At 56.4% G+C, this 23660-nt stretch carries 24 protein-coding genes and 1 tRNA gene; 11 read left to right on the forward strand and 14 right to left on the reverse strand.

The features are described 5' to 3' along the window. The first annotated feature begins 144 nt into the window (after nucleotides 1–144). The 4 genes from wrbA to ACF8MC_RS16435 all read left to right on the forward strand — a co-directional run bounded on the left by wrbA (nucleotide 145) and on the right by ACF8MC_RS16435 (nucleotide 3826). On the forward strand, nucleotides 145–744 hold the full coding sequence (gene wrbA, locus ACF8MC_RS16420; RefSeq protein ID WP_164104773.1) for an NAD(P)H:quinone oxidoreductase: 600 nt from the start codon (nucleotides 145–147) through the stop codon (nucleotides 742–744). 236 nt (nucleotides 745–980) lie between these two features. Continuing rightward, entirely contained in the window at nucleotides 981–1295 is a 315-nt protein-coding gene (locus ACF8MC_RS16425; RefSeq protein WP_033646551.1) for a hypothetical protein, read from the forward strand. A gap of 117 nt (nucleotides 1296–1412) precedes the next feature. Continuing rightward, entirely contained in the window at nucleotides 1413–2873 is a 1461-nt protein-coding gene (locus ACF8MC_RS16430; RefSeq protein WP_033654205.1) for a TrkH family potassium uptake protein, read from the forward strand. A 152-nt stretch (nucleotides 2874–3025) separates the two neighbouring features. Next, on the forward strand, nucleotides 3026–3826 hold the full coding sequence (locus ACF8MC_RS16435; RefSeq protein WP_015377376.1) for a DNA/RNA non-specific endonuclease: 801 nt from the start codon (nucleotides 3026–3028) through the stop codon (nucleotides 3824–3826). Between the two features lie 49 nt (nucleotides 3827–3875). Here ACF8MC_RS16435 and ACF8MC_RS16440 read toward each other — a convergent pair whose 3' ends face one another. The 3 genes from ACF8MC_RS16440 to ACF8MC_RS16450 are packed head-to-tail and all read right to left on the reverse strand — an operon-like array spanning nucleotide 3876 to nucleotide 8477. Continuing rightward, nucleotides 3876–6956 (reverse strand): MexW/MexI family multidrug efflux RND transporter permease subunit, encoded by a 3081-nt coding sequence (locus ACF8MC_RS16440; RefSeq protein ID WP_033646554.1) that lies wholly within the window; start codon nucleotides 6954–6956, stop codon nucleotides 3876–3878. A 10-nt stretch (nucleotides 6957–6966) separates the two neighbouring features. Continuing rightward, complete coding sequence (locus tag ACF8MC_RS16445; RefSeq protein WP_164104772.1) at nucleotides 6967–8052, reverse strand: efflux RND transporter periplasmic adaptor subunit; 1086 nt, start codon at nucleotides 8050–8052, stop codon at nucleotides 6967–6969. Beyond that, a complete protein-coding gene (locus ACF8MC_RS16450; RefSeq protein WP_033654208.1) occupies nucleotides 8049–8477 on the reverse strand; it encodes a DoxX family protein in 429 nt (142 codons plus the stop codon). Before ACF8MC_RS16450 ends, ACF8MC_RS16445 begins: the two co-directional genes overlap by 4 nt. Nucleotides 8478–8621: 144 nt before the next feature. Here ACF8MC_RS16450 and soxR point away from each other — a divergent pair, with 144 nt between their 5' ends. Beyond that, nucleotides 8622–9092 carry a redox-sensitive transcriptional activator SoxR gene (soxR, locus tag ACF8MC_RS16455; protein ID WP_033637918.1) on the forward strand — a complete coding sequence of 157 codons (471 nt, stop codon included), beginning with the start codon at nucleotides 8622–8624 and terminating at the stop codon, nucleotides 9090–9092. Between the two features lie 7 nt (nucleotides 9093–9099). Here soxR and ACF8MC_RS16460 read toward each other — a convergent pair whose 3' ends face one another. Next, nucleotides 9100–10029 (reverse strand): LysR substrate-binding domain-containing protein, encoded by a 930-nt coding sequence (locus tag ACF8MC_RS16460; protein ID WP_033637917.1) that lies wholly within the window; start codon nucleotides 10027–10029, stop codon nucleotides 9100–9102. A gap of 150 nt (nucleotides 10030–10179) precedes the next feature. On the opposite strand from ACF8MC_RS16460, the gene ACF8MC_RS16465 reads away from it, so the two are divergent. Further along, nucleotides 10180–10440 carry a DUF1471 domain-containing protein gene (locus tag ACF8MC_RS16465; protein WP_033637916.1) on the forward strand — a complete coding sequence of 87 codons (261 nt, stop codon included), beginning with the start codon at nucleotides 10180–10182 and terminating at the stop codon, nucleotides 10438–10440. A gap of 48 nt (nucleotides 10441–10488) precedes the next feature. On the opposite strand, the gene ACF8MC_RS16470 is transcribed toward ACF8MC_RS16465, so the two are convergent. The 5 genes from ACF8MC_RS16470 to ACF8MC_RS16490 form a co-directional block, all read right to left on the reverse strand. Next, nucleotides 10489–11559 (reverse strand): fimbrial protein, encoded by a 1071-nt coding sequence (locus ACF8MC_RS16470; RefSeq protein ID WP_049212751.1) that lies wholly within the window; start codon nucleotides 11557–11559, stop codon nucleotides 10489–10491. Between the two features lie 18 nt (nucleotides 11560–11577). Then, nucleotides 11578–14070, reverse strand: a complete 2493-nt coding sequence (locus tag ACF8MC_RS16475; RefSeq protein ID WP_049195825.1) for a fimbria/pilus outer membrane usher protein — start codon at nucleotides 14068–14070, stop codon at nucleotides 11578–11580. Nucleotides 14071–14085: 15 nt separating this feature from the next. Next, nucleotides 14086–14781, reverse strand: a complete 696-nt coding sequence (locus ACF8MC_RS16480; protein WP_033637911.1) for a molecular chaperone — start codon at nucleotides 14779–14781, stop codon at nucleotides 14086–14088. 49 nt (nucleotides 14782–14830) lie between these two features. Further along, the gene (locus ACF8MC_RS16485; RefSeq protein ID WP_164104771.1) at nucleotides 14831–15415 is read right to left on the reverse strand and encodes a fimbrial protein; all 585 of its coding nucleotides are present in this window, start codon (nucleotides 15413–15415) and stop codon (nucleotides 14831–14833) included. A 181-nt stretch (nucleotides 15416–15596) separates the two neighbouring features. Next, nucleotides 15597–16208, reverse strand: coding sequence for a response regulator transcription factor (locus ACF8MC_RS16490; RefSeq protein WP_164104770.1), 612 nt, complete (start codon nucleotides 16206–16208; stop codon nucleotides 15597–15599). A gap of 403 nt (nucleotides 16209–16611) precedes the next feature. On the opposite strand from ACF8MC_RS16490, the gene ACF8MC_RS16495 reads away from it, so the two are divergent. Then, nucleotides 16612–17409, forward strand: a complete 798-nt coding sequence (locus ACF8MC_RS16495) for a winged helix-turn-helix domain-containing protein (RefSeq protein WP_164104769.1) — start codon at nucleotides 16612–16614, stop codon at nucleotides 17407–17409. Further along, the gene (locus ACF8MC_RS16500) at nucleotides 17410–17892 is read left to right on the forward strand and encodes a hypothetical protein (RefSeq protein WP_033654214.1); all 483 of its coding nucleotides are present in this window, start codon (nucleotides 17410–17412) and stop codon (nucleotides 17890–17892) included. Between the two features lie 93 nt (nucleotides 17893–17985). Here the strand turns inward: ACF8MC_RS16500 and ACF8MC_RS16505 are convergent, their stop codons facing one another. Both ACF8MC_RS16505 and ACF8MC_RS16510 read right to left on the reverse strand, forming a co-directional pair. After that, nucleotides 17986–18201 carry a hypothetical protein gene (locus ACF8MC_RS16505; RefSeq protein WP_016928277.1) on the reverse strand — a complete coding sequence of 72 codons (216 nt, stop codon included), beginning with the start codon at nucleotides 18199–18201 and terminating at the stop codon, nucleotides 17986–17988. Nucleotides 18202–18428: 227 nt separating this feature from the next. Continuing rightward, nucleotides 18429–18516, reverse strand: a tRNA-Ser gene (locus ACF8MC_RS16510). A 230-nt stretch (nucleotides 18517–18746) separates the two neighbouring features. On the opposite strand from ACF8MC_RS16510, the gene yccA reads away from it, so the two are divergent. Together yccA and tusE are read left to right on the forward strand one after the other, a co-directional pair. Next, on the forward strand, nucleotides 18747–19406 hold the full coding sequence (gene yccA / locus ACF8MC_RS16515) for an FtsH protease modulator YccA (RefSeq protein ID WP_004928091.1): 660 nt from the start codon (nucleotides 18747–18749) through the stop codon (nucleotides 19404–19406). A gap of 111 nt (nucleotides 19407–19517) precedes the next feature. Further along, complete coding sequence (tusE, locus tag ACF8MC_RS16520) at nucleotides 19518–19847, forward strand: sulfurtransferase TusE (RefSeq protein WP_004928095.1); 330 nt, start codon at nucleotides 19518–19520, stop codon at nucleotides 19845–19847. Nucleotides 19848–19881: 34 nt separating this feature from the next. Here tusE and yccX read toward each other — a convergent pair whose 3' ends face one another. From yccX to ACF8MC_RS16535, 3 genes are all read right to left on the reverse strand, one after another. Next, complete coding sequence (yccX, locus tag ACF8MC_RS16525) at nucleotides 19882–20160, reverse strand: acylphosphatase (RefSeq protein ID WP_033646563.1); 279 nt, start codon at nucleotides 20158–20160, stop codon at nucleotides 19882–19884. 157 nt (nucleotides 20161–20317) lie between these two features. After that, nucleotides 20318–21280, reverse strand: a complete 963-nt coding sequence (locus tag ACF8MC_RS16530; protein ID WP_164104768.1) for an acyltransferase family protein — start codon at nucleotides 21278–21280, stop codon at nucleotides 20318–20320. 394 nt (nucleotides 21281–21674) lie between these two features. After that, nucleotides 21675–22055 carry a hypothetical protein gene (locus ACF8MC_RS16535; RefSeq protein ID WP_164104767.1) on the reverse strand — a complete coding sequence of 127 codons (381 nt, stop codon included), beginning with the start codon at nucleotides 22053–22055 and terminating at the stop codon, nucleotides 21675–21677. A gap of 379 nt (nucleotides 22056–22434) precedes the next feature. Here ACF8MC_RS16535 and rlmI point away from each other — a divergent pair, with 379 nt between their 5' ends. Then, nucleotides 22435–23619, forward strand: coding sequence for a 23S rRNA (cytosine(1962)-C(5))-methyltransferase RlmI (rlmI, locus tag ACF8MC_RS16540; protein WP_033637902.1), 1185 nt, complete (start codon nucleotides 22435–22437; stop codon nucleotides 23617–23619). Nucleotides 23620–23660: the final 41 nt, after the last annotated feature.

The raw sequence follows: 23660 nt of genomic DNA on the forward strand, positions 1-23660 counted from the left end.
CCCGCCGGCACGCTGGCAGGAACAGCGGCTGGCGCACAAGCTGCGGCGCTTGCCCTGAATCCGCCATCCGACAAAACCAAGTTCGTCATTCGCTTCTATGCTTATCAAGGGTTTTTGTTAATCATCTGAGCGGGAGTACGGAACATGACGAAAGTGTTGGTGCTTTATTACTCAATGTACGGCCATATCGAAAGCCTGGCGCAGGCGGTGGCCGAAGGCGCGAATCGGGTTAACGGCGTGGACGTGACGATTAAACGCGTGCCGGAAACCATGACGCCGGAGGCCTTCGCCAAAGCCGGGGGCAAACAACATCAACAGGCGCCGGTCGCCACCCCGCAAGAGCTGGCGGACTATGACGGCATTATCTTCGGCACGCCGACCCGCTTCGGCAATATGGCCGGGCAGATGCGCACCTTCCTCGATCAGACCGGCGGTCTGTGGGCTTCCGGCGCGCTGTACGGCAAGGTAGGCAGCGTCTTCTCCTCCACCGGCACCGGCGGCGGCCAGGAACACACCATCAGTTCCACCTGGACCACGCTGGCGCACCACGGTTTCATCATCGTGCCGATCGGCTATGCGATGCCAGAGCTGTTTGACGTTTCGCAGGTGCGCGGCGGCACCCCGTATGGCGCCACCACCATCGCCGGCGCCGACGGCTCGCGGCAGCCGAGCAACGAAGAGCTGACCATTGCCCGCTATCAGGGCGAGCACGTGGCAAAAATCACCGCCAAGCTGAAAAGTTAAGCCCCCTCCTGCGCCTGTGATTCAAAGGGCCGCGCATTCGCACGGCCCCATCTTGTTGCCGACCCGCCGCAAGGTTAGAATGCCCCTCCCCCGGCCATTCAGCGTCTGAAGGCCAGGCCCGAATTCGTTCTGCCCGTCGCTCATCCGCTTTCAGCCCGAGGACGGGCGTTCTGTTTTTTGCGCACAGCGAAGGGAATAAGTCAGTGTCTAAAGATTTTGATGAACTAATAAGAGACATGGATCTTATTATTGAAAATGTAGACAGCTTCAAGGCTCTGGCTCCGCGCGCGCCCGAGCCGGCTCCGGCCCCGCCGCCGCCGGTTCATCACTACGACTCGTTCTGCGAGAACATCGCGCTGAAAGTGGTCTTGAAGGTGCTGCTGTCTTCGGTGGACAAAATAGTCAAAGTGCAGATCGCCAACAAGGTCGAGCAGGAGATTACCCAGATCGAACAGCAGGTGGTGCGCGCCGGCGGCGGCCCGGTGTCGCCGGACGATCTGGCGCAGATGACGCACTATGTGCGCCGTACGGTCAACAACCTGCTGGAATAACGCCCCGCCATACTTATTAGGCGATATGAATTTTTACGTTATTTTTATATCGCCTGCTTTATGCTTGATACACTTCAATAAATTGACGCATTGTCGGCAGGCATTCCGAGCAACAGTATGGTCAGAACCAAACAGATCCTGGTCGTTATTCATCTTTGCAGCTTTTTGGTCCTTCTTTACAGCCTTTCAATGATCCCGCCCCTGCTGATGGGGCTGTTGTATAAAGAAAAAAGCGCCTTCTCATTTTTCTATACCCTGGTGGTGGCCGCCACGCTAGGCGGATTGGGCTGGTTCAGCACCCGGCAGTCGAAAGTGCAGCTGCGCACCCAGGACGGCTTTCTGATCATCGTGATGTTTTGGCTGCTGTTTTCCGCGATCAGCGCCCTGCCGCTGTGGCTGGATGACACGCTGAACGTCCGGCTGGTCGACGCGATGTTTGAGGGAGTCTCCGGGATCACCACCACCGGCGCCTCGGTGCTGAATGACGTCTCGAACGTGCCCAAATCGTTCCTCTATTACCGTTCCCAGCTCAATTTTATCGGCGGCCTCGGGGTTATCGTGTTGGCCGTAGCCGTGCTGCCGCTGCTGGGCATCGGCGGCGCCAAACTTTACCAGTCGGAAATGCCCGGCCCGTTCAAGGAGGAACGCCTGACGCCACGCCTGGCCGATACCTCGAAAAACCTGTGGTTGATCTACCTTGGGCTGGGGTTGGCCTGTACCGTCGCCTTTCGTCTGGCGGGCATGCCGTGGTTCGATGCGCTGTGCCACGGCATTTCCACCGTGTCGCTCGGCGGATTTTCCACCCGCAACGAAAGCCTGGGGTACTATGACAGTTCGGCGGTGGAAATGGTCGGCGGCATTTTCTCTATTCTGGCGGCGGTGAACTTCACGCTCTATTTCATTGCCGTCGGCCGTCGCAGCCTGAAACCGCTGTACCGCAGCCCCGAGCTGCGCTTTTTCCTGTTGATTCTGGCCATCGTCGTGGCGATCGTGTGTATCGAGCTGTACCGCTCGGGCATGTACGGCGTCAAAGACGCCTTCGTGCACGGCTTTTTCCTCACCAGTTCGATGATGACCGACAACGGTCTGGCCATCGCCGATTACACCCGGATCCCGTCCCACACCATCATGCTGCTGCTGGCGGCGAGTTTCTTCGGCGGCTGCGTCGGCTCCACCTGCGGCGGCATTAAAGCGCTGCGCTTTCTGATCATGTACAAACAAAGCCGGCTCGAGATCAACCAGCTGGTGCATCCCAACGCCATGTACACCATCAAGGTCGGCAATGCGCCGATCCAGGATCGGACGCTGCGCTCCGTCTGGAGCTTCTTCTTCCTTTACGTGCTGTTCACCTGTCTGTTTATCTGGCTGCTGAACTTGATGGGCTATGATCTGGTCACCGCTTTCGCCACCGTCGCCGCCTGCATCAATAATATGGGGCTGGGGTACGGAGAAACCGCCGCCGGTTTCGGCACGCTGAACGACGCGGCGAAATGGCTGATGTGCGCCGCCATGCTGCTCGGCCGCCTCGAGATCTATCCGATGTTGATCCTCTGTTCACGCGCGTTTTGGCGTTTTTGATAGTCCGAGCGGCGTACAGGGCGCCGTTCCGCTCTGTCAACGCCGACACATTCACAACATGAATGTGTTGCATTGTTGTATTCGTTTCACTGCGATAAGTTTAATTCACTGTAAATGTATACAGTATTTTTTAACTTATTGAGGATATGAATATGCGTTTTAACAACAAGATGTTGGCCCTGGCCGCCCTGCTGTTCGCCGCGCAGGCGTCGGCCGACACGCTCGAATCCATCGACAACTGCGCAGTCGGCTGCCCGACCGGCGGCAGCAGCAACGTATCGATCGTGCGTCACGCTTATACGTTGAACAACAACAGCACCACCAAGTTCGCCAACTGGGTGGCCTATCACATCACCAAAGACACGCCGGCCAGCGGCAAGACGCGCAACTGGAAAACCGATCCGGCGCTCAACCCGGCGGACACTTTGGCGCCCGCCGATTACACCGGCGCCAATGCGGCGTTGAAGGTCGATCGCGGTCATCAGGCGCCGCTGGCCTCGCTGGCGGGCGTTTCCGATTGGGAGTCGCTGAACTACCTGTCCAACATCACGCCGCAAAAGTCCGATCTGAACCAGGGCGCCTGGGCGCGGCTGGAAGATCAGGAACGCAAGCTGATCGATCGCGCCGATATCTCCTCGGTCTATACCGTGACCGGGCCGCTGTATGAGCGCGATATGGGCAAACTGCCGGGCACCCAGAAAGCGCACACCATCCCCAGCGCCTACTGGAAAGTGATTTTCATCAACAACAGCCCGGCGGTGAACCACTATGCCGCTTTCCTGTTCGATCAGAATACGCCGAAGGGCGCCGATTTTTGCCAATTCCGCGTGACGGTGGACGAGATCGAGAAACGCACCGGTCTGATCATCTGGGCCGGTCTGCCGGACGACGTGCAGGCCTCGCTGAAGAGCAAGCCCGGCGTCCTGCCGGAATTGATGGGCTGCAAAAACTGACGAAAAAACCCGCCGCGGCGGGTTTATTTTTCATACGGGCGCCGGCGGTTTATTCCGCCAGCGCTTTTTGCGCCGCGGCCAGTTCACGCTGCCGGGGCGACGCCACCGCGTGATCGCGCGCCAGCAGCGTATACACCGTCGGCAACACAAACAGGGTGAACAGCGTGCCCACCAGCATGCCGGATACGATCACCAGCCCCAGGCCGAAGCGGCTGGCGGCGCCGGCGCCGCTGGCGAACAGCAGCGGAATCAAGCCGAACACCATCGCCCCGGTGGTCATCAACACCGGCCGCAGGCGAATTTGCGCCGCCTGCAAAATCGCGGCGCGCCGCGTCAGCCCCTGATGCATCTGCAACTCGTTGGCGAACTCCACCATCAAAATGCCGTGCTTGCTGATCAGCCCGATCAGGGTCACCAGCCCGACCTGGGTATAGATGTTCATCGTGGCGTAGCCCAGCGCCAGCGGCAGCAAGGCGCCGCAGATCGACAGCGGCACGGTGATGAGGATGATCAGCGGATCTTTCAGGCTCTCGTACTGCGCCGCCAGCACCAGATAGATGATCACCAACGCCGCCAGGAACGCGAATGCCAGCGCGCTGCCTTCCTGGGTATATTGGCGCGAATCCCCCTGCCAGTCGTGGCTAAACTCGGCCGGCAGCGCATTGGCCTGCCGTTCGAGGAAGGCCACCGCTTCGCCCATCGAAACGCCGGGCGCGGGAATGGCCTGCAGGGTGGCGGCGTTCTGCTGGTTGAACTGGGTCAGCTTGTTCGGCTCGACCTTAACGGCCACCGACACCACGGTGGAGAGCGGCACCAGCGTATTGTCCTGCGTGCGGACGTACTGTCGCGCCAGCGCCTGCGGCGTCAGCCGCTGTTCGCGCAGGCTCTGCGGGATCACGTCATAGGCGCGGCCGTCCATGCCGAAGCGGTTGAGGTAGTTTTCCCCCACCAGCACCGCCAGCGATTCGCCGATGTCGCTCATGCGGATCCCCAGACTGTTGGCCTTGGCGCGATCGATATGCACCTCCGCCAGCGGGTTGTTGTAGTCCAGATCGCTGTCCACCACCATAAACAGGCCGCTGTTTCTGGCGTTCTGCTTCACCTCTTCCAGGGTGCGATACAGCTGCGGGTAGTCCTGCGGCGTGCGCAGCACCATCTGCACCGGCAGCCCGCCGGTGGAGCCCGGCAAGGCGGGCAGCTGGAAGGCGAAAATGCTGGTGCCTTCGACGTCGTTCACCGCCCGCTGCAGATCGGCCTGCACCGCCGACGCCGAGCGCTGGCGCGCCTGCCACAGCGTCAGGTTGATGCCGCCGATGCCGGACGCCGTGCCGTCGCTGCCGTTGATGATCCAGCGGCTTTCGGTTTCCGGCATGCGGTTGTAAACCTCGTCCAGCTTGTAGGCAAAGCGTTCGACATAGTTCAGGTTGGCGTGCTGCGGCGCCTTGATGGCGGTCAGTACGATGGCCTGATCCTCGGTCGGCGCCAGCTCGCGCTGCGGCATCAGGTACAATAGCGGCAGGCTGATCATCACCAGCAACGCCAGCGCGCCGGTCAACCAACGGTGGCGCAGCGAAAAATCCAGCGCGCGCGCATAGCGCCGCGTCAGACCGCCGAAGAACCACTCGGCGGCGTGCGCCACGCGCCCTTCGCTCTGTTTGGCCGGCAGCAGGAGCGAGCTCATCACCGGCGACAGCGTCAGCGCCACCACGCCGGACACCACTACCGCCCCGGCCAGCGTCAACGCAAACTCGCGAAACAGCGCGCCGGTCAGCCCGCCCATCAGGCCGATCGGCGCATAGACCGCCGCCAGCGTCAGGGTCATGGCGATCACCGGCCCCGCCACCTCGCGCGCGCCGATCATCGCCGCCGCCAGCGGCGTTTTCCCCTCTTCGATATGACGATGCACGTTCTCCACCACCACGATGGCGTCGTCCACCACCAGGCCGATCGCCAGGACCATCGCCAACAGCGTCAGCAAATTGACGCTGAAGCCGAAGGCCAACATCAGCCCGGCAGCGCCAAGGATCGACAGCGGAATGGTCACCACCGGGATCAACACGGTGCGCAGCGACCCCAGACACAGGTAGATCACCGCCACCACGATCACCAGCGCTTCAAGCAGGGTATGCACCACTTCATCGATCGAGGCCTGAATAAAGCGCGCGGTTTCGAACGCCAGCGCCATCTTCACGCCCGGCGGCTGCATCTTGTCGATCGCCGGCATCAGGTGGCGAATGCCGTCGACGATCACCAGCGGGTTGCCGGTCGGCGTAGGGAAGACGCCGAGGAACACCGCCGGTTCGCCATCCATCAGGGCGCTGGTTTCCGTGGCCGCGGCGCCCAGCTCCACGGTGCCGACGTCTTTTAAGCGCACCAGGCCATTGCCGTCGTTGCGCACCACCAGATTGCGAAATTCCTCAACGCTGGTGAGATCGGTATTCACCCGCACGTTGGCAACCACATACTGCCCTTTCACCTTGCCCGGCGCCGCCTGGTAGTTGTTGCGCCGCACCGCGTCGGCCACGTCGGCGGCGGTCAGGCCGCGGCCGGCCAGCCGATCGCTGTCCAGCCACAGGCGCATCGCCATTTTTTGCCCGCCGAACACTTCCACCTTGGCGACGCCGTCGATGGTGGTGAACATCGGCTCCACCACCCGCGTCAGGTATTCGCTCAGCGCCGGCGTGGACAGCGTTTTACTGGAAAAGCCGACATAGGCCACGGCGGTAGCCTCACCGGCGGAACGTTCAATCACCGGATCGTAAGCCTGCTCCGGCAGCTTGTAGCGCACCTGATTGACCTTGGCCATCACTTCGGTCAACGCCTGGGTCGAATCGCGGTTCAGCGCCATGCGCACCGTCACCACGCTGCGCCCCTGCACCGAAGAGGAAGAAAGGTAGTCAACGCCCTCGACGGAGGACACCGCCTGGGCGATCGGCTGCGTGACAAAGCCCTGCATCAGCTCGGACGACGCGCCGGGATATTCAGTGCTGATGGTGATGGTCGAGTTTTCCAGCAGGGGGTATTGGCGGATCGGCAACTTGCTGAGCGCCAGCGCGCCGAACAGCAGGATCAGGGTGCTGACCACCAGCGCCAGCACCGGCCGGCGCACGAACAGATCGGTAAATGTCATCGGTCTCTCCTCAAGAACCGGCCTGGGCGGCGTTCAGGGTATCCTGCGCCACCGGCTCGGCCGCCATGCCGTCGCTCAGCTTGAGCTGGCCCGAAGTCACCACCCGATCGCCTTCCTGCAGGCCATTGACGATCTCGACGCGCCCGTCGTTGCGCTCACCCACGGTGACCGAAACGCGCTTGACCGTCATGCCCTTTTCACCCTGCTGGGCCAGAAACACGGTATCGCCGTACGCGGTATAAGTCAGCGCCGTTTCCGGCACCGTCAACACCGCCACGCGCTGCTGCTGCGTGACGCGAATGCCGGCGTACATGCCGGCCTTCAGCAATCCCTCACGGTTGGTCAACGTCGCCTGCACCTGCACGGTGCGGGATTTGCCGATCATCGGGTCGATAGCGGTAATGACGGCGGGGAAAGCGCGATCGGGATACGCCCCAACCTGCACCGACACCGCCTGGCCTGGCGCCAACCCGGCGCTGCTTTGTTCGTCCAGCGAAAAGTTGACGCGCAGCGTATCGGCGTCCACCAGGTTCGCCACCGCCTCGGCGGCGTTAAGATATTGCCCTTCATGCACGCGGCGAATGCCGATGACGCCGGAAAACGGCGCGCGGATCGCCTTCTGCGCAATTTTGGCCTGCGTTTCCCGCACCGCGCCAAGCGCCATATCCCGCTCGGCCAGCGCATCGTCCAACTGTTGCCGCGCAGTGGCGTTGAGGTTCATCAGTTTTCGCATGCGCCCCAGCAGCAGATCGGCGTTGCGCAATTGCGCCTGCAGACGCACCAGCTCAGCCTGTTCGACCGCATCGTTGAGCTGCACCAGCAACTGCCCCTGCCGCACCGTTTGGCCGGATTCGAACAGGATACGCCTGATGCGGCCGCTGGTTTCCGCCGCCACCTCCACCTGGCTGGCCGCCTCCAGCTCGCCGACGCCGGCGTAGCTGCGCGCCGCCTGTTCACGCAGTGCGGGCGCCAGCGCCACTTTCACCGGCGGATAAGCCGGTGCGCCTTCGCTTTGACGCGCGGTGGAACGCATCGCTACCGCAGCGACGACGAGTACCGCCAGCAGCGCCGCAATAATGAGATATCGTTTCATCATGCAGCCTCACGCGTGTTGGCCAGACGTTGACGCAAACGGCTGGCGATGGCCGTCACCCACAGCCCGCCGATCACCGTGATGTGTTCCAGCGCGAAGTAGAGAGAAATCTGCATATTGGGAGCGGACATATTCCAGAAGGTGTGGACGATCGCGATAGTCAGGATCAGAAACACCGACAGCATGCCGGCGCCCAGCCACACCCACCGGTTCAGCAGGATCAATACCGAACCTGTCAGCAGCACCGCCGCCGACGCCAGGTTGAACAGCCAGGCCGGATGCAAACCGGCGGCGCGCATCTCCGCCAGGCTCCCTTCGATGTCGAACAGCTTGGCGAGCCCCGACGAGATGAAAATCACCATCAAGCACAGACGTGCGAGCAGCCAAAGCCAATAACTGTCCAGAGCGGTGTTGATAAAGCGTTGCATAACGGTTTCTTCCTGATTTTACAGCCAAAGCCATCCTTCTCCCCAATAAGACGGGGGCAGGTCTCGAGAGATGCCGGTTGCCAAGCCCGGCAGGCTGAACTATAAAACCTCAGGTTAACTTGAGGTCAAGTTGAGGAAGATAAAATGGCAAGAAATGAACCGATTGACGCCAATCGGCTATTGACCGTCGGGGAAGTGGCGAAACGCAGCGGCGTGGCGATATCCGCGCTGCACTTCTACGAGAGTAAAGGGCTGATTCAGGCGACGCGCAACGCCGGCAATCAGCGGCGTTATCCGTCGGTGGTATTGCGCTATATCGCGGTGATCAAGATCGCACAGCGCGCGGGCATTCCGCTGGAAGAGATCCGCGCCGCGCTGAGCCGTTTCCCCATCGGCAGCAAGCTGACCTCAGAACAATGGGGAGTGCTGTCCTCCGCCTGGCGCAAAACGCTGGATGAGCGTATTCAACGGCTGACGGTGCTGCGCGACCATCTCGATAGCTGCATCGGCTGCGGCTGCCTGTCGCTCGCCGACTGCCCGCTGCGCAACCCGAACGATATATTGGGCCGGCAAGGAGCCGGCGCGCATATTTTCGAACACCCGGATGGGCAGTGACAGGCGGCTAGGCAACCGGCATCATCGAGAGGCGGCGATTGGCTTCGGCGAATACCGCGACGCTGTGATCGATAAACGCCCGCACCGGCGGCAACAGGCCTTTGCCGCTGGTGAACACCAGATGAACAATGCTGCTCGGCGCACGCCACTGTGGCAGCAGACGCAGCAGTTGACCCGTTCGCAATTCGTTGGCACACAAATGGATCGGCAAAAACGCGACGCCCATCCCGGCAATCGCCGCACTATGCAACGTGCTGTAATCCCCGCAACACAGCCGGGGGACGTGTACGAAAGTACGTTGATTGCCTGCATTATCCTCGAATTCCCATCGATCGCGATCCAGCCACTCCCCCATCGACAACGTCGGCAAGCTGGCCAGCTGTTCGAACGACTGCGGCAAGCCGCCGGCTTTCTCCACCAGCTGCGCGCCGGCGACCAAAATGCGTTGCCGTACGCCAAGATCGCGCTTAATCAATGATTGATCCTGGTCGAAATGACTCGTAATGCGAAACGCCACATCGATCTTTTCGTTGATCAGATCCACATGGCGCTCATGGATCAACAGTTGTACGCGCACGTCCGGGTAACGCGCCATAAACCCCAACAGCAGATGGGAATTATAATACTGCATCAAACCGGGCGGCGAACTGATGCGCAGGCAGCCGCTCACTTCGTCGCGCGCACGGGCGACAATGGCATCGGCCGCCTCCAACCGCTCGATAATCGCCTCACACTGCCGATACACATCGCGGCCAATATCCGTGACGCGGAAACTGCGCGTCGAACGTTCGATTAACCGCGCACCGTAACTCGCCTCCAGACGAGCCACGCGTTTGCTGAGTTTGGATTTGGCTTCGCCGCTCGCCCGCTCGGCTGCGGCGAAACCACCATGTCGCACCACCAAAGCAAACAGTTGAAGATCGTTCAAATCCTGCATGCCCCCTCCTTATCGTTTCCAGTTTGGAAACGATGCATTACGCTTTCAGGCACTACCGCGCCGGCACCTCGCTGCTTATCCTTTAGCATAACGAAACAAAAAGATTCAACCATAGCAAAGAACAAGCGTATTGCGCTTGGGGAGAACATCATGAAGAACGTCATGTTGAAAACGATGCTGCTAGGGGCTTTTGTCTTTTCAGGCGCAACAGTCGCGGCAACGCAAATCAATAGTCAACAGGCGGACGCCCTGACGCCGCGCCAGGTGATTACCGTTAGCGGTGCCGCGAATCTGAGCGATGCGGAAAAGATGTTGGCGGACAAAACCGCCAAGGCAGGCGCCCGTTACTACAAAATCATCGCGATCGTAGGCAATAACAAGCTGCACGCCAGCGCGATGACTTATCAATAACCAACCCCGGCAGCGGCGGCTGCCGGTTTTTTTGCACCAACCCATTCATCAGGGATAAATAATGTTCAGCGTGGCCGAGGTGTTGATTTCACCCTGCGTCACGCCATCGCGCTGATAAGGGTAATAATAAGCGCCCATGCCGATGATAAAGTGACTGTTCAGGCTGCCGCCGGCGGCGACGTGAAACAATGAGGTGGCGCTGCCGCGATCGACATTGGAGGGCGACAGTACCACCGGCGAGCTCGGCATATCGCGTTTGACCAGGCGCAGCCCTACCCCTTGCGCGCCGCCCGCGTTGGCATTGGTCAGCACGCTGGCGTCGGAGGCCAGCAGGTTATTGCTGGACAGGAACATCTCGACGGTGCGATCGGCGATACCTTCCTGCTGCATGTTCTGGCAGCTGATGTTCAGCGAGAACGGCGTGTAGCCGGGTTGGTTGTTATTCAGCACCTGCGCCACGCCCATTTTCGGCAATCTGACCGTCAGGCCGGCGTTGTCGAAACGGCAGGTGGTGGTTTTGGGCGCGTATTTGATGTTCATCGGCTGGCCGTACATATCGCGTTCGTCATAAGGCCAGTTGCCGGTCAGGAGCCAACTGAGTATTTTCCCGACTTGCTGCAACAGCCAAATCGGCAATTCCCATATCTTTATGCCGGTAATGTCCGAGACCATCAGCGCGTCATCCAGCATCAGCGTATCCCCCGGCACCACACGGCCATTTTTGGGCTTCGATTCTAATGAGTAGCGCACGGTCATCGGCGTATTTAACTCGGCGGCGGAATGTTCGCCGCGCTTTGACAGTTCACGATCGCCAATCTTATTGACGATTTGCGCGCGTATCCACTGCGTGCCGTTGTTAAAACCAAAAATAGCCGCATTCTTATTATCGGGCGACAGCTTGAGCGTATAAGTAAATTTGCTCTTTGAAGAACTGCAGTCAAAAGTGCCGACATATTGGGTGCTGTATTGCTCCTCCCACACCGGGGTGTTGGCATTCAGCTTATCGGAGAGATCGACATTCAAAGCCGGTGCAAATGAGATCCCTTTGCCAAAACAGGTGGCATAACTATAGCCGCTGAACAACCCGGACAGCAGCAGCAAAAAAATCAGCCTGATCATAGGTTCGGTTATCCTGTATTAGCGGCAAACGCCGGGCGACGCGTCGAGCGCCAGAGTCGGTTTGGCGATACGGCAACGGCCGTCGCGCAGTTGCACCGTCAACGCCGTTGGCGGCTGTTCGACGCGCAGGTACAGCACGCTGGCCTGGCCGACAAAGCCTATCGACCGGCCGTTTTCATCCAGCACTTCGGCGCCGAACGGCAGCGGTGCGCCATCGGCGCGCTGCGCCCGCAGCTGGAATGGCTGACGTTGATCGGTTTCGAATTTCAGGTAGCTGACCGCGCCGTAGTAAGGCACGTGGTTGGCGACGTTGCCGCTGATTTCCGCCCCGCTGCTGTGGCCGGTATCCGACAGCGTGACCGAGTTTTGCCGGTATGGCGTGGCATAGGGCACCAGCGCCAGGCCCTGGGCGTTGGTCACGATGCTTTCGTCGCCGTTGACCATCAGCCCTTCGGCCTGCGGCGCCTCGACCACCGTCATGGTGTTGCCGATTTCGTTCGACGCCAGCACATGCCAGGGGATCGCCACCAGGCTGCCGCGCGCGCTGAGGCCGCTCTGGCGATAATCGTTGCCTTCGCTGTAGGAGACGCCAAGCGTCGAGACACGGGTGCGGTAGGCCGCATTGACACCGGCCATGTTGTCGCCGCCGCTGCGATTGCTGCCGTTCAGCGAGTAGCTCAGACGGTTGGACTCCAGCGCGTTGCCGCTCAGGCTGACCGTGCTTTGCTGATAGTGAGAGTCCGTCGCCGACAGGCCGGTGCTGAGGTAGGCGTTGTTGTCGAACACCGACAGCGGCAGGCTGAACGACAGGTAATAACGCGTCTCTTCCTCACGCTGGCTGTTGCGCACCCGGCTGGCGGAAACGGAGTAGCTGACGCGCCCCAGATTGTTGGAGTACCCCAACTGGTATTCGCGGCTTTTCGCGTTGGCCGTCCAGTAATCGCGCTGGGAGCCGGAGAAGAACAGCGTGCCCCACCCTTCGTTAAGACGCTGGTTCAGGTTAAGCGTAAAGGTATTTTTCGGCCGGGCGGACCGCAGCGCATCCCAGGTGTTCATATCCAGTTCGGACAAACCCTCCTCGTCGCGCCAGCGGTCAAACTGCCGTTCCAGCTGGCGGTAACCGTCATTAGAGTAAATGGCGTCGGTAAAGCTGTAGTAACCGCGGGTGGAGTAACGGTAGGCCGCCAGCGTGAAGTTGGTCGCGGTGGCATCGAGAAATTTACTGTAGGCGATACGGAAGCTCTGCCCGCTTTCACGGCGGTTTTTCAGGCGGGTATCGGCATGCGTCAGGTCGATGGACACCGCCCCTATCGGCAGGTTCCAGCCGCTGCCGAGCAGCCAGGCCTGATAGTCGTCGCTCAAAATGCTGCCGGCATAGCCGGTTACCAGGTTGTTGAAACCGTACTGCAGGGTGCCCTGCACAAAGCCGGGATCGTAATCGGTATTGCTTTCGTTCACCTTGCCGGCCAGCACGCTGTATTGGCTGACGCCCTGTTTCAACATGTTGGGTACGGCGGAAAACGGCACGCTGAACGACTGTTCACGCCCATCCGCCTCTTTGACCGTCACCCACAGATCGCCCGCCGAGCCGGTCGGCTGAATACTGTCGAGGGTAAAGGCGCCCGGCGGCACGTTTTCCTGGTAGATCACGTTGCCGTTCTGCACCACTTTCACCAGGGCGTTGGTTTGCGCCACGCCCCGCACGATCGGTGAAAAGCCCTGCTGCGAGTTGGGGCGCATGCTGATGTCCGACGCCAGCGCCACCCCGCGGATGCGCACCGAGTCGAAAAGATCCCCCGGCGAATAAAAATCGCCGGCGGTCAGGTTGGATTTGATGTCGGCGAAGCCGCGCTGCAGATAGCGCGTGTTGTTCTGCCAGTGGCTCCCCCGCCCGCTGCCGTGGCGAAAGCTGCTGCTGTCGCGAAATTGCCAACCGGCCAGATTGATCCCGGATTCCAGCCCGGTATAAAAATCGTCGTTGTTGCTGCGATTGCCGTCGCCGCGCGCCTCGGCGTGGTAGTACGTCGCGTTGTAGGCCAGCGTCAATGCGGAGATGCCGCGATTCCAGAAGGCTGGATCCACGTATCCCGCCTCCGATCGGTTGACCCGCGCCTGCGGCACCGTCAGCCGCAGGCTCAGCGCGCCGACGTCCATATCGAACCGGCCGCCCTGCACCAGCGTGGCGATCGACAGCGTCGTCTGGGGCGCCTGAGGCGTCGGCAACTGACTCAGATCGATGCCCAGCCGCTGCGCATCCTGGTAGTCGATTTGGATATCGTCGCGTTGGGTGCCAAACAGCAGCGCATAGCGCCCTTTCCAGTCATGGTTGACATACACATCGATCTCCTGCCGGCCGGCAGGCATGTCATTATTGAGGTAAAAACGCGAGAGATCGGAATCGCGCGATTCGCCGGCCAACAGCGACGTATCGAACGTCACCGCCCAGGCCGTATCCGGCAACAAGAATGAAGAGGCGGTCAGCAGCGAGAGGACTTTTTTATTCAGCTTCATTGTTGTCCTTTCAGGTTAGTGTGCGGTGATGGCTTTAGACTTGTAAGCCCCCAGATCGTCGATATACATCAGGTCATAACGGGCGTTTTTGCTGACCGCTCGTTTGCTGGCGGCAAACTGGGTGGAAAACGGCGCGACCATCAGCGAATCAACCAGCAGATGCTTGTCCGCACCCTGGCCTATATTCGCTACCGTAATGAAATACGGGCTTTTATTGATGACGTTGAAGCCTTTGCCATTGGCTTGCAGCGTCAGTTCTTCCAACGCATTTTCCACGCCGCGGGTTAACGCCTGCGGGCGGTAGAACAGTTTGATGCGCGACTTGATCGCCAGCTGCAGCGTATTGGTGCCCTGCAGGTTTTCCGGCGTCGGCGGGATATCCAGCACGTTGAGGTAGAACACCGATTCACGATCCGCCGCCAACGCGGCGCCAACTTTCTGAATACGCAGCTGCTGCCCGCTGTTGCCGTTCACTTTCACCACCGGCGGCGACAGCAAAAACGGCACATTGGCGGTTTCCGGGGTGGAATTGATATCGCCGTCGTCGATCCAGGCCTGAACCAGCGAGGGGTCGGTACCGTTATTCAGCAATTGGACAATCACGTCCTTGTTGTTTGCCGGGTAGATCACCCGCGTGCCGTTAACCACCACATTGGCCTGCGCGCCAACGGAACCCAGCAACAGCGCCGCTATCATCATGTATTTTTTCATCGTTCCCCCGGGTGGCCAGGCCCTATCAAGGGCCTGGCTGTCAGCGCGATTACAGGTAAGAAATGGTGTAAGTCACGTTGGAGCTCAGAGCGCCCACTTTTGCCGCTTCGGCGTTGGTTTTGTAGTAGTACGCGTCCAGCGTCAGGGTTTCTGAATCCGGCGCCTCTTTGTCGCCCATGATGTCGGTGACATAAGGCACGTTCAGCTGGATCGGGGTGGAAGAACCGGTTTCCGCCAGAGAGAAGCCTACGTTCTTCGCGACGGAAGCGTCGTTCTCGTTGACCGAGTTGTTCAGCAAATATTTGCCGTCGGTGGAGATGTTATCCGCGGAGGAGAAGTAGATTTTCAGCGGGGTGCCTGCGGTACCGGCCGCCGGCGAACAGCCGGAGAAGGTCAACGAGAAGGACTTCTTGTTCTTGGTGATTGGCCCGACGGTGTTACCCGCGTCGGTCACCGAGATCGGGCTCAGTGCTACGGTGAAATCCGCGCTCTTGCCGCCGTTAATCGTACAGGTGGTGTCGGCAATGGCGCCGGTAAAGTTAATCACGCCACCGGCGGAATTGTCTTCAGCAAAAGCCACAGGCGCAGCGACCGCGGCCGCCATGATTGCAACAGAAAGCATCTTCTTCATCATGAGATAAAACTCCATAACAGTTTGGTTTGAGAGAATAAATAAAAAGCAGCCGCTGCTGGCGGGATGAAACAATCCCTCCCCGTAATACAGAGGCAAAAGGGTGAACACATTCCTGTTTTTATAAAATCAAGCCATAGCGTTATTCATCAGCCGATAATAAAAGCGACAAAATAACGAACTCCTAGATAACCGCCGAGAAACCGGATGAAATGTCCAATAAATTGTGCACCCGATTCTTCAATCCCATTTTGCGTAATGCACTGCATTTCTGCGTGCTGACCGTTTTTACGCTTTTATCAAGCATTCGGGATACCTGGGTCACCGTATAGCCGAAAGAAAGCAAATGAAGCGTTTTCACTTCACTTTCAGTCAGGCAACTTTTCGTATTGCGGGCCGCCCCACCCTCAACGTTTCCATTTAATGCAGAATGCTGCGCAATATTAGCCAGCAGCAAAGACAATTCCTTATTCATGTCGGGAACTCGCACTCTTTTATCGAGCACCACCACATCACGCGTGACAGAACGAAATAACAGACGACGCTTCTCTTCTGTCGTCAAAAAAATTTTCACGCCATGAATAGCAGACAATAACGCTGCCGCCATGCTGAAACGCAACAGGCTTTTGATCGCATCATCGACGATCAGAATATCGTGGCAATTTCGCCCCATGACCAAAGGCAGATCGTCGTAGTAAGCAATAACGTGATCCTTATGAAAAATCCTTGGCGCCAATATCCTTTTTATCGCCTCTCTGAAAAAGATGTTTTCAGATACGATACCGATACTGAGCATACTTCCTCCATCCATGGCTAAAGACAACGGCGATGCCTTGCACTAAATACCTGCCGTTTTCTTGGAAAAATCGCATTGCCGTTTGGGAGCCATCAATAAGCGCCCGGCACATAAGCAGGCGCCGTAAAACACTAAGATAATTCTGCATCAAATCATTAACAACAGGAACATTATTTTTATTAACGCAAATTTTAATTATTATAATCTAATAAGTTAGATATTTTCAGAATTTAACTCTGCAAAGAATAATAAAAAGAGCAATGCACCATGCATTCTGTTCGTCGAAGAAATAAAAAACACCCTGAATTATTTATGTTTCCCACCCAGAACCTTGACCTGACCGAAGTTTCACTAAATACTAGCCGCGACCTGGAAGCCCATACCATTATAAAAACCTGAATACATGAAATATATTATCGACCTCTGCGTGATCTATGACGCAAATGCGTGTCGTCTCCAACTCATTGATAACGATGAGTCATCGATACGGATATCCAATCCGGCCTCGCGCCTGTTAATTGAAATGCTGACTCATCCGAATATCCCATTAAAACGTGAGGTATTGATAAAAAAGGTATGGGAAGAGTATGGTTTTTCAGGCTCATCGATCAGCCTCAATGTGGCCGTCAGTGAAATAAGGAAAGCGTTCAAACTGTTGGGGAGAGAAACCTCGCCGATAAAGACCCTGGCAAAAGTCGGTTTTTGCTTCACCGCCATGATTGATATTTACCCCTCACCGCAGGCAACCGTTAACGAAACGCCCCCTTCTGCCGCCTCAGTACCGCTTTCGTCTTTCCCGTCGGTTGCCGAATCACATAACACGCCGCCGCAGAAACAGGTAAGTATTCGCGCTATTGCCGCTATCTGCGGCGCATTTATTCCGCTGTTGTTCGTCGCGGCGTTCTATCCTGTTGAACCGCCTGATCAACCCAGAGAAAATTTAATCTCGTTAGGGAAAAAAGACCGCTGCACCTTGTATTCTTTGGATGCAAACAAGCATATTGATGACGAACTGGAAAAGCGCATGGTCAACCAGGCGCTAGAAGAGAGCGGTGTGGATTGTATAGCCAGTAAAGCGGACATCTATTTTTCCTCCGTAAAACACACGTTGACTTATAACACCTTCCTCGGTGTGTGTTATCTCGGCTCACAAGATCGATATACCCAGTGTGTTACCTACAAAATTCTCAACGGAAAATAAATGGCCGCATTGCTCAATCCCAAAATGCTGACTATCGGATTTTTGGCAGTGATTCTCTTCATTGTGCTGTTTCGCATTTTAACCCCCGCCGCGCCTGTGCATATGAATTGCCAGGCCGATACGATCACTAAAAAACGATTAGCTTCAGGCGATGACCTGGAATTAAAAGTGACGGGTAGTTTATTCATCTATGACGAACATCATGCCATGATCGTGCAGCGTGGGGACATCACCGTGAGAGGAAAAACCTACAGCCTGGATAGGAAAATAAACTTTGATATAAAGAGGTTAGATCACGGGTTTTACATGACCACCCACCGAGAAATCAGTAAAACGCCCGACGACAACGCGCCGGATGAGCTGACCCAGGAAATCCCCATGATCTCTCTCGGCATTAAGAACGGCGTTTTTTCGATGCGTAAAGCTCGGCAAGATGCGTACATCGTTCATGGCGTGCTTTTCCCGGTAACGCTATGCCGTTAACCTGAGAACAGAATGCCATAGAGAGACAGCGAAGGATCGCAATGGGGCGCGCTTATGGCAAACACGCCCCAGATACCGATTGGGGAGGAAGGGCTATTTTACCGACATATCCGTACGGACGATGCCATGGTTTTTCATCACCTCTTCCATGGTGAGGTTCTCATCATACGGCGTATCGTCCACCACGACGTCTTGCGGGCGCACATAAGGTTTGGTCGCGCGTTTGAACATCCACCACCACACGAATACCAGGAAAGCGCCGGACTTCAGAAAGATCATGGTCCATAGGGCGACTTGATACCAGTTCATCTCTGTCTCCATAAGAGCATTAAGCGAAATCGATAAGGCGGCGTTGTTTATCACCCCGGCGGTGCCTGACAGCAGCAGGCATCCGAGCAGCCAACCTTGATGACCGCATAATCTCACCGATGCGTGGCCCTTATCAATAGCCGATCGCGTTTCCTGCAAAAGCGCCTCGGTTTCTGCGCACGCAAAAACAAAAACCCCGTGCTCAGAGAGCACGGGGTCAGAATGTATGGCGGAGGAGCAGAGATTCGAACTCTGGAACGGTTTCCCGTCGACGGTTTTCAAGACCGTTGCCTTCAGCCACTCGGCCACCCCTCCGCAACGACGCGCACTATAAACAGACCTCATTCGCTTGTAAAGCCCGGGCGCGTTCAACCGCGCGAAAAATCGGCGAAGACGCAGCAAACGGCAAACAAACGCGCGTCCGCTCCTCCCTGCTGTTGCAACAATGATAACTAAGGGTAAAGATTGGTAAACAAACTTTAATCAAGCGCTTGCGCTGCCTATCATCGGGATTATTTTGTGATGGCTTGATAAGAGAGAGCATTATGGACCGCATTGTCGTCTCATCTTCTTCGCGCGACTCGCTGCTCAGCACGCATAAAGTCCTGCGCAACACCTATTTCCTGTTATCCCTGACGCTGGCTTTCTCGGCGCTGACCGCGACCGCCAGCACGATGCTGGGGCTGCCGGCGCCGGGCTTGCTGCTGATGCTGGTTGGTTTCTACGGCCTGATGTTCCTGACCCATAAACTGGCCAACAGCCCGGCAGGCATTCTGGCGGCGTTCGCGCTGACCGGTTTCATGGGGTATGCCCTCGGCCCCATTCTCAGCTCGTTCCTGAACGCCGGCGCGGGCGATCTGATCATGCTGGCGCTGGGCGGCACCGCAGCGGTGTTCTTCTGCTGCTCGGCGTATGTGCTGACCACCCGTAAAGACATGTCATTCCTGTCCGGCATGATGATGGCAGGTTTTGTGGTACTGCTGGTGGCGGTGATCGCCAACCTGTTCCTGCAGATCCCTGCCCTGCACCTGGCCATCAGCGCGCTGTTCATCCTGTTCTCCGCCGGCGCGATCCTGTGGGAAACCAGCAACATCATTCACGGCGGCGAGACCAACTACATTCGCGCCACCGTTAGCCTGTACGTGTCGCTCTACAACATGTTCATCAGCCTGTTGAGCATTCTGGGCTTCGCCCGCAGCAACTGATCGCACGTTACACCAGCTTTCCAGGCCCCGCTCCGGCGGGGCTTTGTTTTTTGCGGCTGAAAAAATTTGCTAAACTGGCGGCCGTTCCGAATTATCCGTTATCGAGGCAGTATGTTGGAGTTTGAAGGTCAGGTTATCGACACTGACGCGCAGGGGTATCTGAAAAACAGCGCCGACTGGCATGAAGGGCTGGCGCCGCTGCTGGCCGCGCAGGAAGAGATCGTGCTCACCGAAGCACACTGGGAAGTGGTGCGCTTCGTGCGCGACTTCTATCAGGAATTTAATACCTCACCGGCTATCCGCATGCTGGTCAAAGCGATGGCGCAGAAATACGGCGAAGAAAAAGGCAACAGCCGCTATCTGTATCGCCTGTTCCCGAAAGGGCCGGCCAAACAAGCCACCAAAATCGCCGGATTGCCGAAACCGGTAAAATGCATTTGACCGCTCTGCCCGCAGCGCCGCTGCAGGCGAGCGTTTAATAACGAATGCCAAACCCGCTGTAATCAGCCAGGCCCTGCGGCTCCACCAGCACACGTTCGACGCGCGCGCTGCGCGGGCCGCCCTGTTTCAACCACTCCAACAGCTTGTCCACCTGCGCCTGTGTGCCGCAGGCCACCACCTGAACACTGCCGTCATCGAGATTGCGCGCATAGCCTGTCACCCCCAACGCCTCGGCCTGCCGCTGGGTGGAATAGCGAAACCCAACCCCCTGCACCACGCCATACACATACGCAGCAATGCAAACTTGTGTCATAATCGCCCCCTGTTATCTTGTCTAAAGAATAAGTATGTATTGAGTATAGAAACTCAATCAAAAGATAAAGAGGCAGGGAGCCAGAGGACAACAATTTGTATAATAGAGGCTTACGTAAAAAGTAGACGGCCGAGCTCCCTCGGCCGGGACAGACTTGCTATTTTTCGGCAGGTAGCCAGTTGGCCCTTTCCCCGTAAAAGAAAGAGTCGATAAATCTGCTTTTGCCACGCAAGCGGATAAATATGATGACCAGAGCGAAAATAATGGCCGTTACGCTGAGATAAAAACCTAGCGTATCCTTATCGACCATTGCTCCGACAAGCAAAATGGGTAACACATGCCAAAGATAAATAGGTAGAGATACCTGCCCCATTTTGACCACAACGCCCTCAATTCTCAGCTTCAGGCGTTTACACAAACTCACCATCAACAGCAACAGCGCAGCATTAAAGGCAAACCATGAGGCGGCATCCAGCAGTGCCCCGTTCGGTTCATAGTACCCTAATATGCCTACGACCAACGCGATAGCGAACAACGCCAGCGGGTTACCGTGAAAATTCTTATCCCCGATCAGGAAACCTAATAAAAAGAAGGAGTAGTAATAATAGAAACGCTTATCACCAATGAATTTCAGCCAAGCATATTGGTTTTCCAGCGTGTCGGCGTAACAGTACCAGACAATAGATAACACAGCGGAAGTGAACAGAAAGAAACCAATTAAGAAATTACTCTTGTAAATGACCATAGTATATAGCACGAATATGATCACTGCTGGGATATACCAAAGATGATAGTAGGGGTAAAGAAATAGACCGATGAACTGCTTTAAACCTACTTCTTCTGAGGAGTAAAGAGAATAAACACTGTAAACAACGAATGCCAACATATAAGGAATTATCATGCGCCACTGATACTTTTTCAGCACGCTAATCACGCCGCCATCAAGAAAATAACGCCGAACAAAGTAGCCCGTCACCCCTAGAAAAAGCGGCATATGGAAATAATATATTGCCCCACGCAAACCGACATCAGCACTGCCTGGCAATAAATGTCCCACGATGACGAGCAAGATAAGCAACCCTTTCAAAAAATCAAACGACAAGCTTCTTTCTTTAGACATTTAAGAAAAATCCTAATATCTGCATAATAAACATCAGGTGCTCAATAACAGATTAAGTTAAGATTTTTGTCAATGCGAAAAAACCTAAAACTCACAAAAAACTTACAAAAAGCTTACATCCCCATCTGCCCGGAGATAGGCTTTCTTCCGTGAGGCGAACCTCAGCCTGAAGTCAATCACTATGAAATTCCACAAAAGACATTAATAATCAACTAGTTAAAAACAAAATGGTAATCTTCAATCCACACTCTTGAATGATGGGCTCTGCTTGCTCACAAGAAAGCGTACCGTCGGCCAGCCGTCGTGGGTAAACATACCACCGGGCAACCAAACGACAGCGCTATTCCTATTTCGAGTAAAGCCATCTGCTCTATCGTCGATGATGTGAGAGGTGTCAATGACTTTTATTTTTCAAGCTATCGAGGGATGATGTAATGTCAGAAAAATCAACCAACTTGCGAACGACTTTCGTTTTAAAACGATCATCATATTCAACCTGAGCACTCTTTACCTTTAATAACCTATCAATCATTATGTCCGCTTGCTCGCCGTCGAATCCAAAAGAACGGTTACCGTAAAACCGCTCGCCGTTAATCGACACAGCACCTGAGTTTGGGTTCGCAGTAGGTGGAAATGAAATTTTATAATGCCCAGCCTGAACCGAAATCCTTAATACCCCATCACTTATAGCGTTTTCATCATCACTAAAAACCCACTCGTTAGCCAATACTGTGTGAGTCGTCATAAAAAAAATGAAAAACAAAAAGAATCTCACTGGTGCACTCCCTTCACTTTATATTACAAAAACAGCCAAAAATACTCTTAACAAGAATAAATATATCACTCTGTAGCCTTATGCCCTATAAAGCATAATCCCCTGTCAAACATCTAATCCTGCAGGTAACAAAGCGCCTTCACGCACTGATCAACATGCTTTCATCTCTGGCTTGCTATAATACACCTTTTTAAGCTGCCATTTCTTCAGTTTGAAGGCTGCACTTTCTCTCTCTTCGGTGCGACACCCGCAGAGATAATGCGATACAATCCGAGCCAACGCGGTAGTGAACGCTGTCAGATTCAGCTATGATGACGAACTTATTTTGGCAAACGCTTAATCCAGCCAATTAACCCATTGAATAAAAAGTAGTTTAACCATGCGCTTACATCTCGCCAAAGGACGTGAAAAGTCCTTACTCCGTCGCCACCCTTGGGTGTTCTCCGGCGCCGTTCAACGCGTTGAGGGCAAAGCCCACTCCGGTGAAACCATCGATATCCTCGACAGCCAGGGTAAGTGGCTGGCACGCGGCGCCTATTCGCCCGAGTCGCAGATCCGCGCACGCGTCTGGACCTTCCAGCAAGATGAAGAGATTAACATCGATTTCTTCATTCGCCGCCTGCAGCAAGCGCAAAGCTGGCGCGATTGGGTCGCACAGCGCGACGGTCTGGACGGATACCGCCTGATCGCCGGCGAGTCCGACGGCCTGCCGGGCATCACTATCGATCGCTTCCAGAATTTCCTGGTGCTGCAGCTGCTGTCCGCCGGTGCCGAATACCAGCGCCCGGCCCTGCTTTCCGCCCTGCAGCATTGCTACCCGGAATGTTCGATCTACGATCGCTCCGACGTTGCGGTACGTAAAAAAGAAGGCCTGCCGCTGGCGCAGGGCCCGGTGCTGGGCGATCTGCCGCCGGAACTGCTGCCGATCACCGAACACGGCATGAAGCTGCTGGTGGACATTCAGCAGGGGCACAAAACTGGTTTCTACCTCGACCAGCGCGACAGCCGCCTGGCGGCGCGCAATTACTCCGCCGGCCGCCGGGTGCTGAACTGCTTCTCCTACACCGGCGCCTTCGCCGTTTCCGCTTTGATGGGCGGTTGCGCGCAGGTGATCAGCGTGGATACCTCGCAGGCGGCGCTGGATATCGCCAAACAGAACGTCGAGCTCAACAAGCTGGATCTGAACAAAGCGGAGTTCGTTCGCGATGACGTGTTCCAGCTGCTGCGCAACTACCGCACTCAAGGCGAAAAATTCGATCTGATCATCATGGATCCGCCGAAATTCGTCGAGAACAAGAATCAGCTGGCCAGCGCCTGCCGCGGCTACAAAGACATCAACATGCTGGCGCTGCAGCTGCTGAATCCGGGCGGCATTCTGCTCAGCTTCTCCTGCTCCGGCCTGATGCCGACCGACCTGTTCCAGAAAATTTTGGCCGACGCCGCTGTAGATGCCGGACGTGATGTACAATTTATAGAGCAGTTCAGACAGGCTGCCGATCACCCGGTGATCGCCACATACCCTGAGGGACTGTATCTGAAAGGATTCGCTTGTCGGGTGATGTAACTTGAAATGCGCTGCCCTGCCCCCATATATGAGCAAGGCAT

This window comes from Serratia sp. LACPHL-BACT-2024-00286 (assembly GCF_043109535.1).
Taxonomy (GTDB): domain Bacteria; phylum Pseudomonadota; class Gammaproteobacteria; order Enterobacterales; family Enterobacteriaceae; genus Serratia; species Serratia sarumanii.

Coding starts and splice junctions, on each gene's coding strand:
- ACF8MC_RS16425 (WP_033646551.1), top strand. CDS start 981: ATGGATCTTATTATTGAAAATGTAGACAGCTTCAAGGCTCTGGCTCCG.
- ACF8MC_RS16490 (WP_164104770.1), bottom strand. CDS start 16,208: ATGCTCAGTATCGGTATCGTATCTGAAAACATCTTTTTCAGAGAGGCG.
- ACF8MC_RS16465 (WP_033637916.1), top strand. CDS start 10,180: ATGAAGAACGTCATGTTGAAAACGATGCTGCTAGGGGCTTTTGTCTTT.
- ACF8MC_RS16500 (WP_033654214.1), top strand. CDS start 17,410: ATGGCCGCATTGCTCAATCCCAAAATGCTGACTATCGGATTTTTGGCA.
- ACF8MC_RS16480 (WP_033637911.1), bottom strand. CDS start 14,781: ATGAAAAAATACATGATGATAGCGGCGCTGTTGCTGGGTTCCGTTGGC.
- ACF8MC_RS16460 (WP_033637917.1), bottom strand. CDS start 10,029: ATGCAGGATTTGAACGATCTTCAACTGTTTGCTTTGGTGGTGCGACAT.
- rlmI (WP_033637902.1), top strand. CDS start 22,435: ATGCGCTTACATCTCGCCAAAGGACGTGAAAAGTCCTTACTCCGTCGC.
- ACF8MC_RS16505 (WP_016928277.1), bottom strand. CDS start 18,201: ATGAACTGGTATCAAGTCGCCCTATGGACCATGATCTTTCTGAAGTCC.
- tusE (WP_004928095.1), top strand. CDS start 19,518: ATGTTGGAGTTTGAAGGTCAGGTTATCGACACTGACGCGCAGGGGTAT.
- ACF8MC_RS16450 (WP_033654208.1), bottom strand. CDS start 8,477: ATGCAACGCTTTATCAACACCGCTCTGGACAGTTATTGGCTTTGGCTG.
- ACF8MC_RS16430 (WP_033654205.1), top strand. CDS start 1,413: ATGGTCAGAACCAAACAGATCCTGGTCGTTATTCATCTTTGCAGCTTT.
- ACF8MC_RS16470 (WP_049212751.1), bottom strand. CDS start 11,559: ATGATCAGGCTGATTTTTTTGCTGCTGCTGTCCGGGTTGTTCAGCGGC.
- wrbA (WP_164104773.1), top strand. CDS start 145: ATGACGAAAGTGTTGGTGCTTTATTACTCAATGTACGGCCATATCGAA.
- ACF8MC_RS16475 (WP_049195825.1), bottom strand. CDS start 14,070: ATGAAGCTGAATAAAAAAGTCCTCTCGCTGCTGACCGCCTCTTCATTC.
- ACF8MC_RS16485 (WP_164104771.1), bottom strand. CDS start 15,415: ATGATGAAGAAGATGCTTTCTGTTGCAATCATGGCGGCCGCGGTCGCT.
- ACF8MC_RS16530 (WP_164104768.1), bottom strand. CDS start 21,280: ATGTCTAAAGAAAGAAGCTTGTCGTTTGATTTTTTGAAAGGGTTGCTT.
- yccX (WP_033646563.1), bottom strand. CDS start 20,160: ATGACACAAGTTTGCATTGCTGCGTATGTGTATGGCGTGGTGCAGGGG.
- ACF8MC_RS16440 (WP_033646554.1), bottom strand. CDS start 6,956: ATGACATTTACCGATCTGTTCGTGCGCCGGCCGGTGCTGGCGCTGGTG.
- ACF8MC_RS16495 (WP_164104769.1), top strand. CDS start 16,612: ATGAAATATATTATCGACCTCTGCGTGATCTATGACGCAAATGCGTGT.
- ACF8MC_RS16445 (WP_164104772.1), bottom strand. CDS start 8,052: ATGATGAAACGATATCTCATTATTGCGGCGCTGCTGGCGGTACTCGTC.
- yccA (WP_004928091.1), top strand. CDS start 18,747: ATGGACCGCATTGTCGTCTCATCTTCTTCGCGCGACTCGCTGCTCAGC.
- soxR (WP_033637918.1), top strand. CDS start 8,622: ATGGCAAGAAATGAACCGATTGACGCCAATCGGCTATTGACCGTCGGG.
- ACF8MC_RS16435 (WP_015377376.1), top strand. CDS start 3,026: ATGCGTTTTAACAACAAGATGTTGGCCCTGGCCGCCCTGCTGTTCGCC.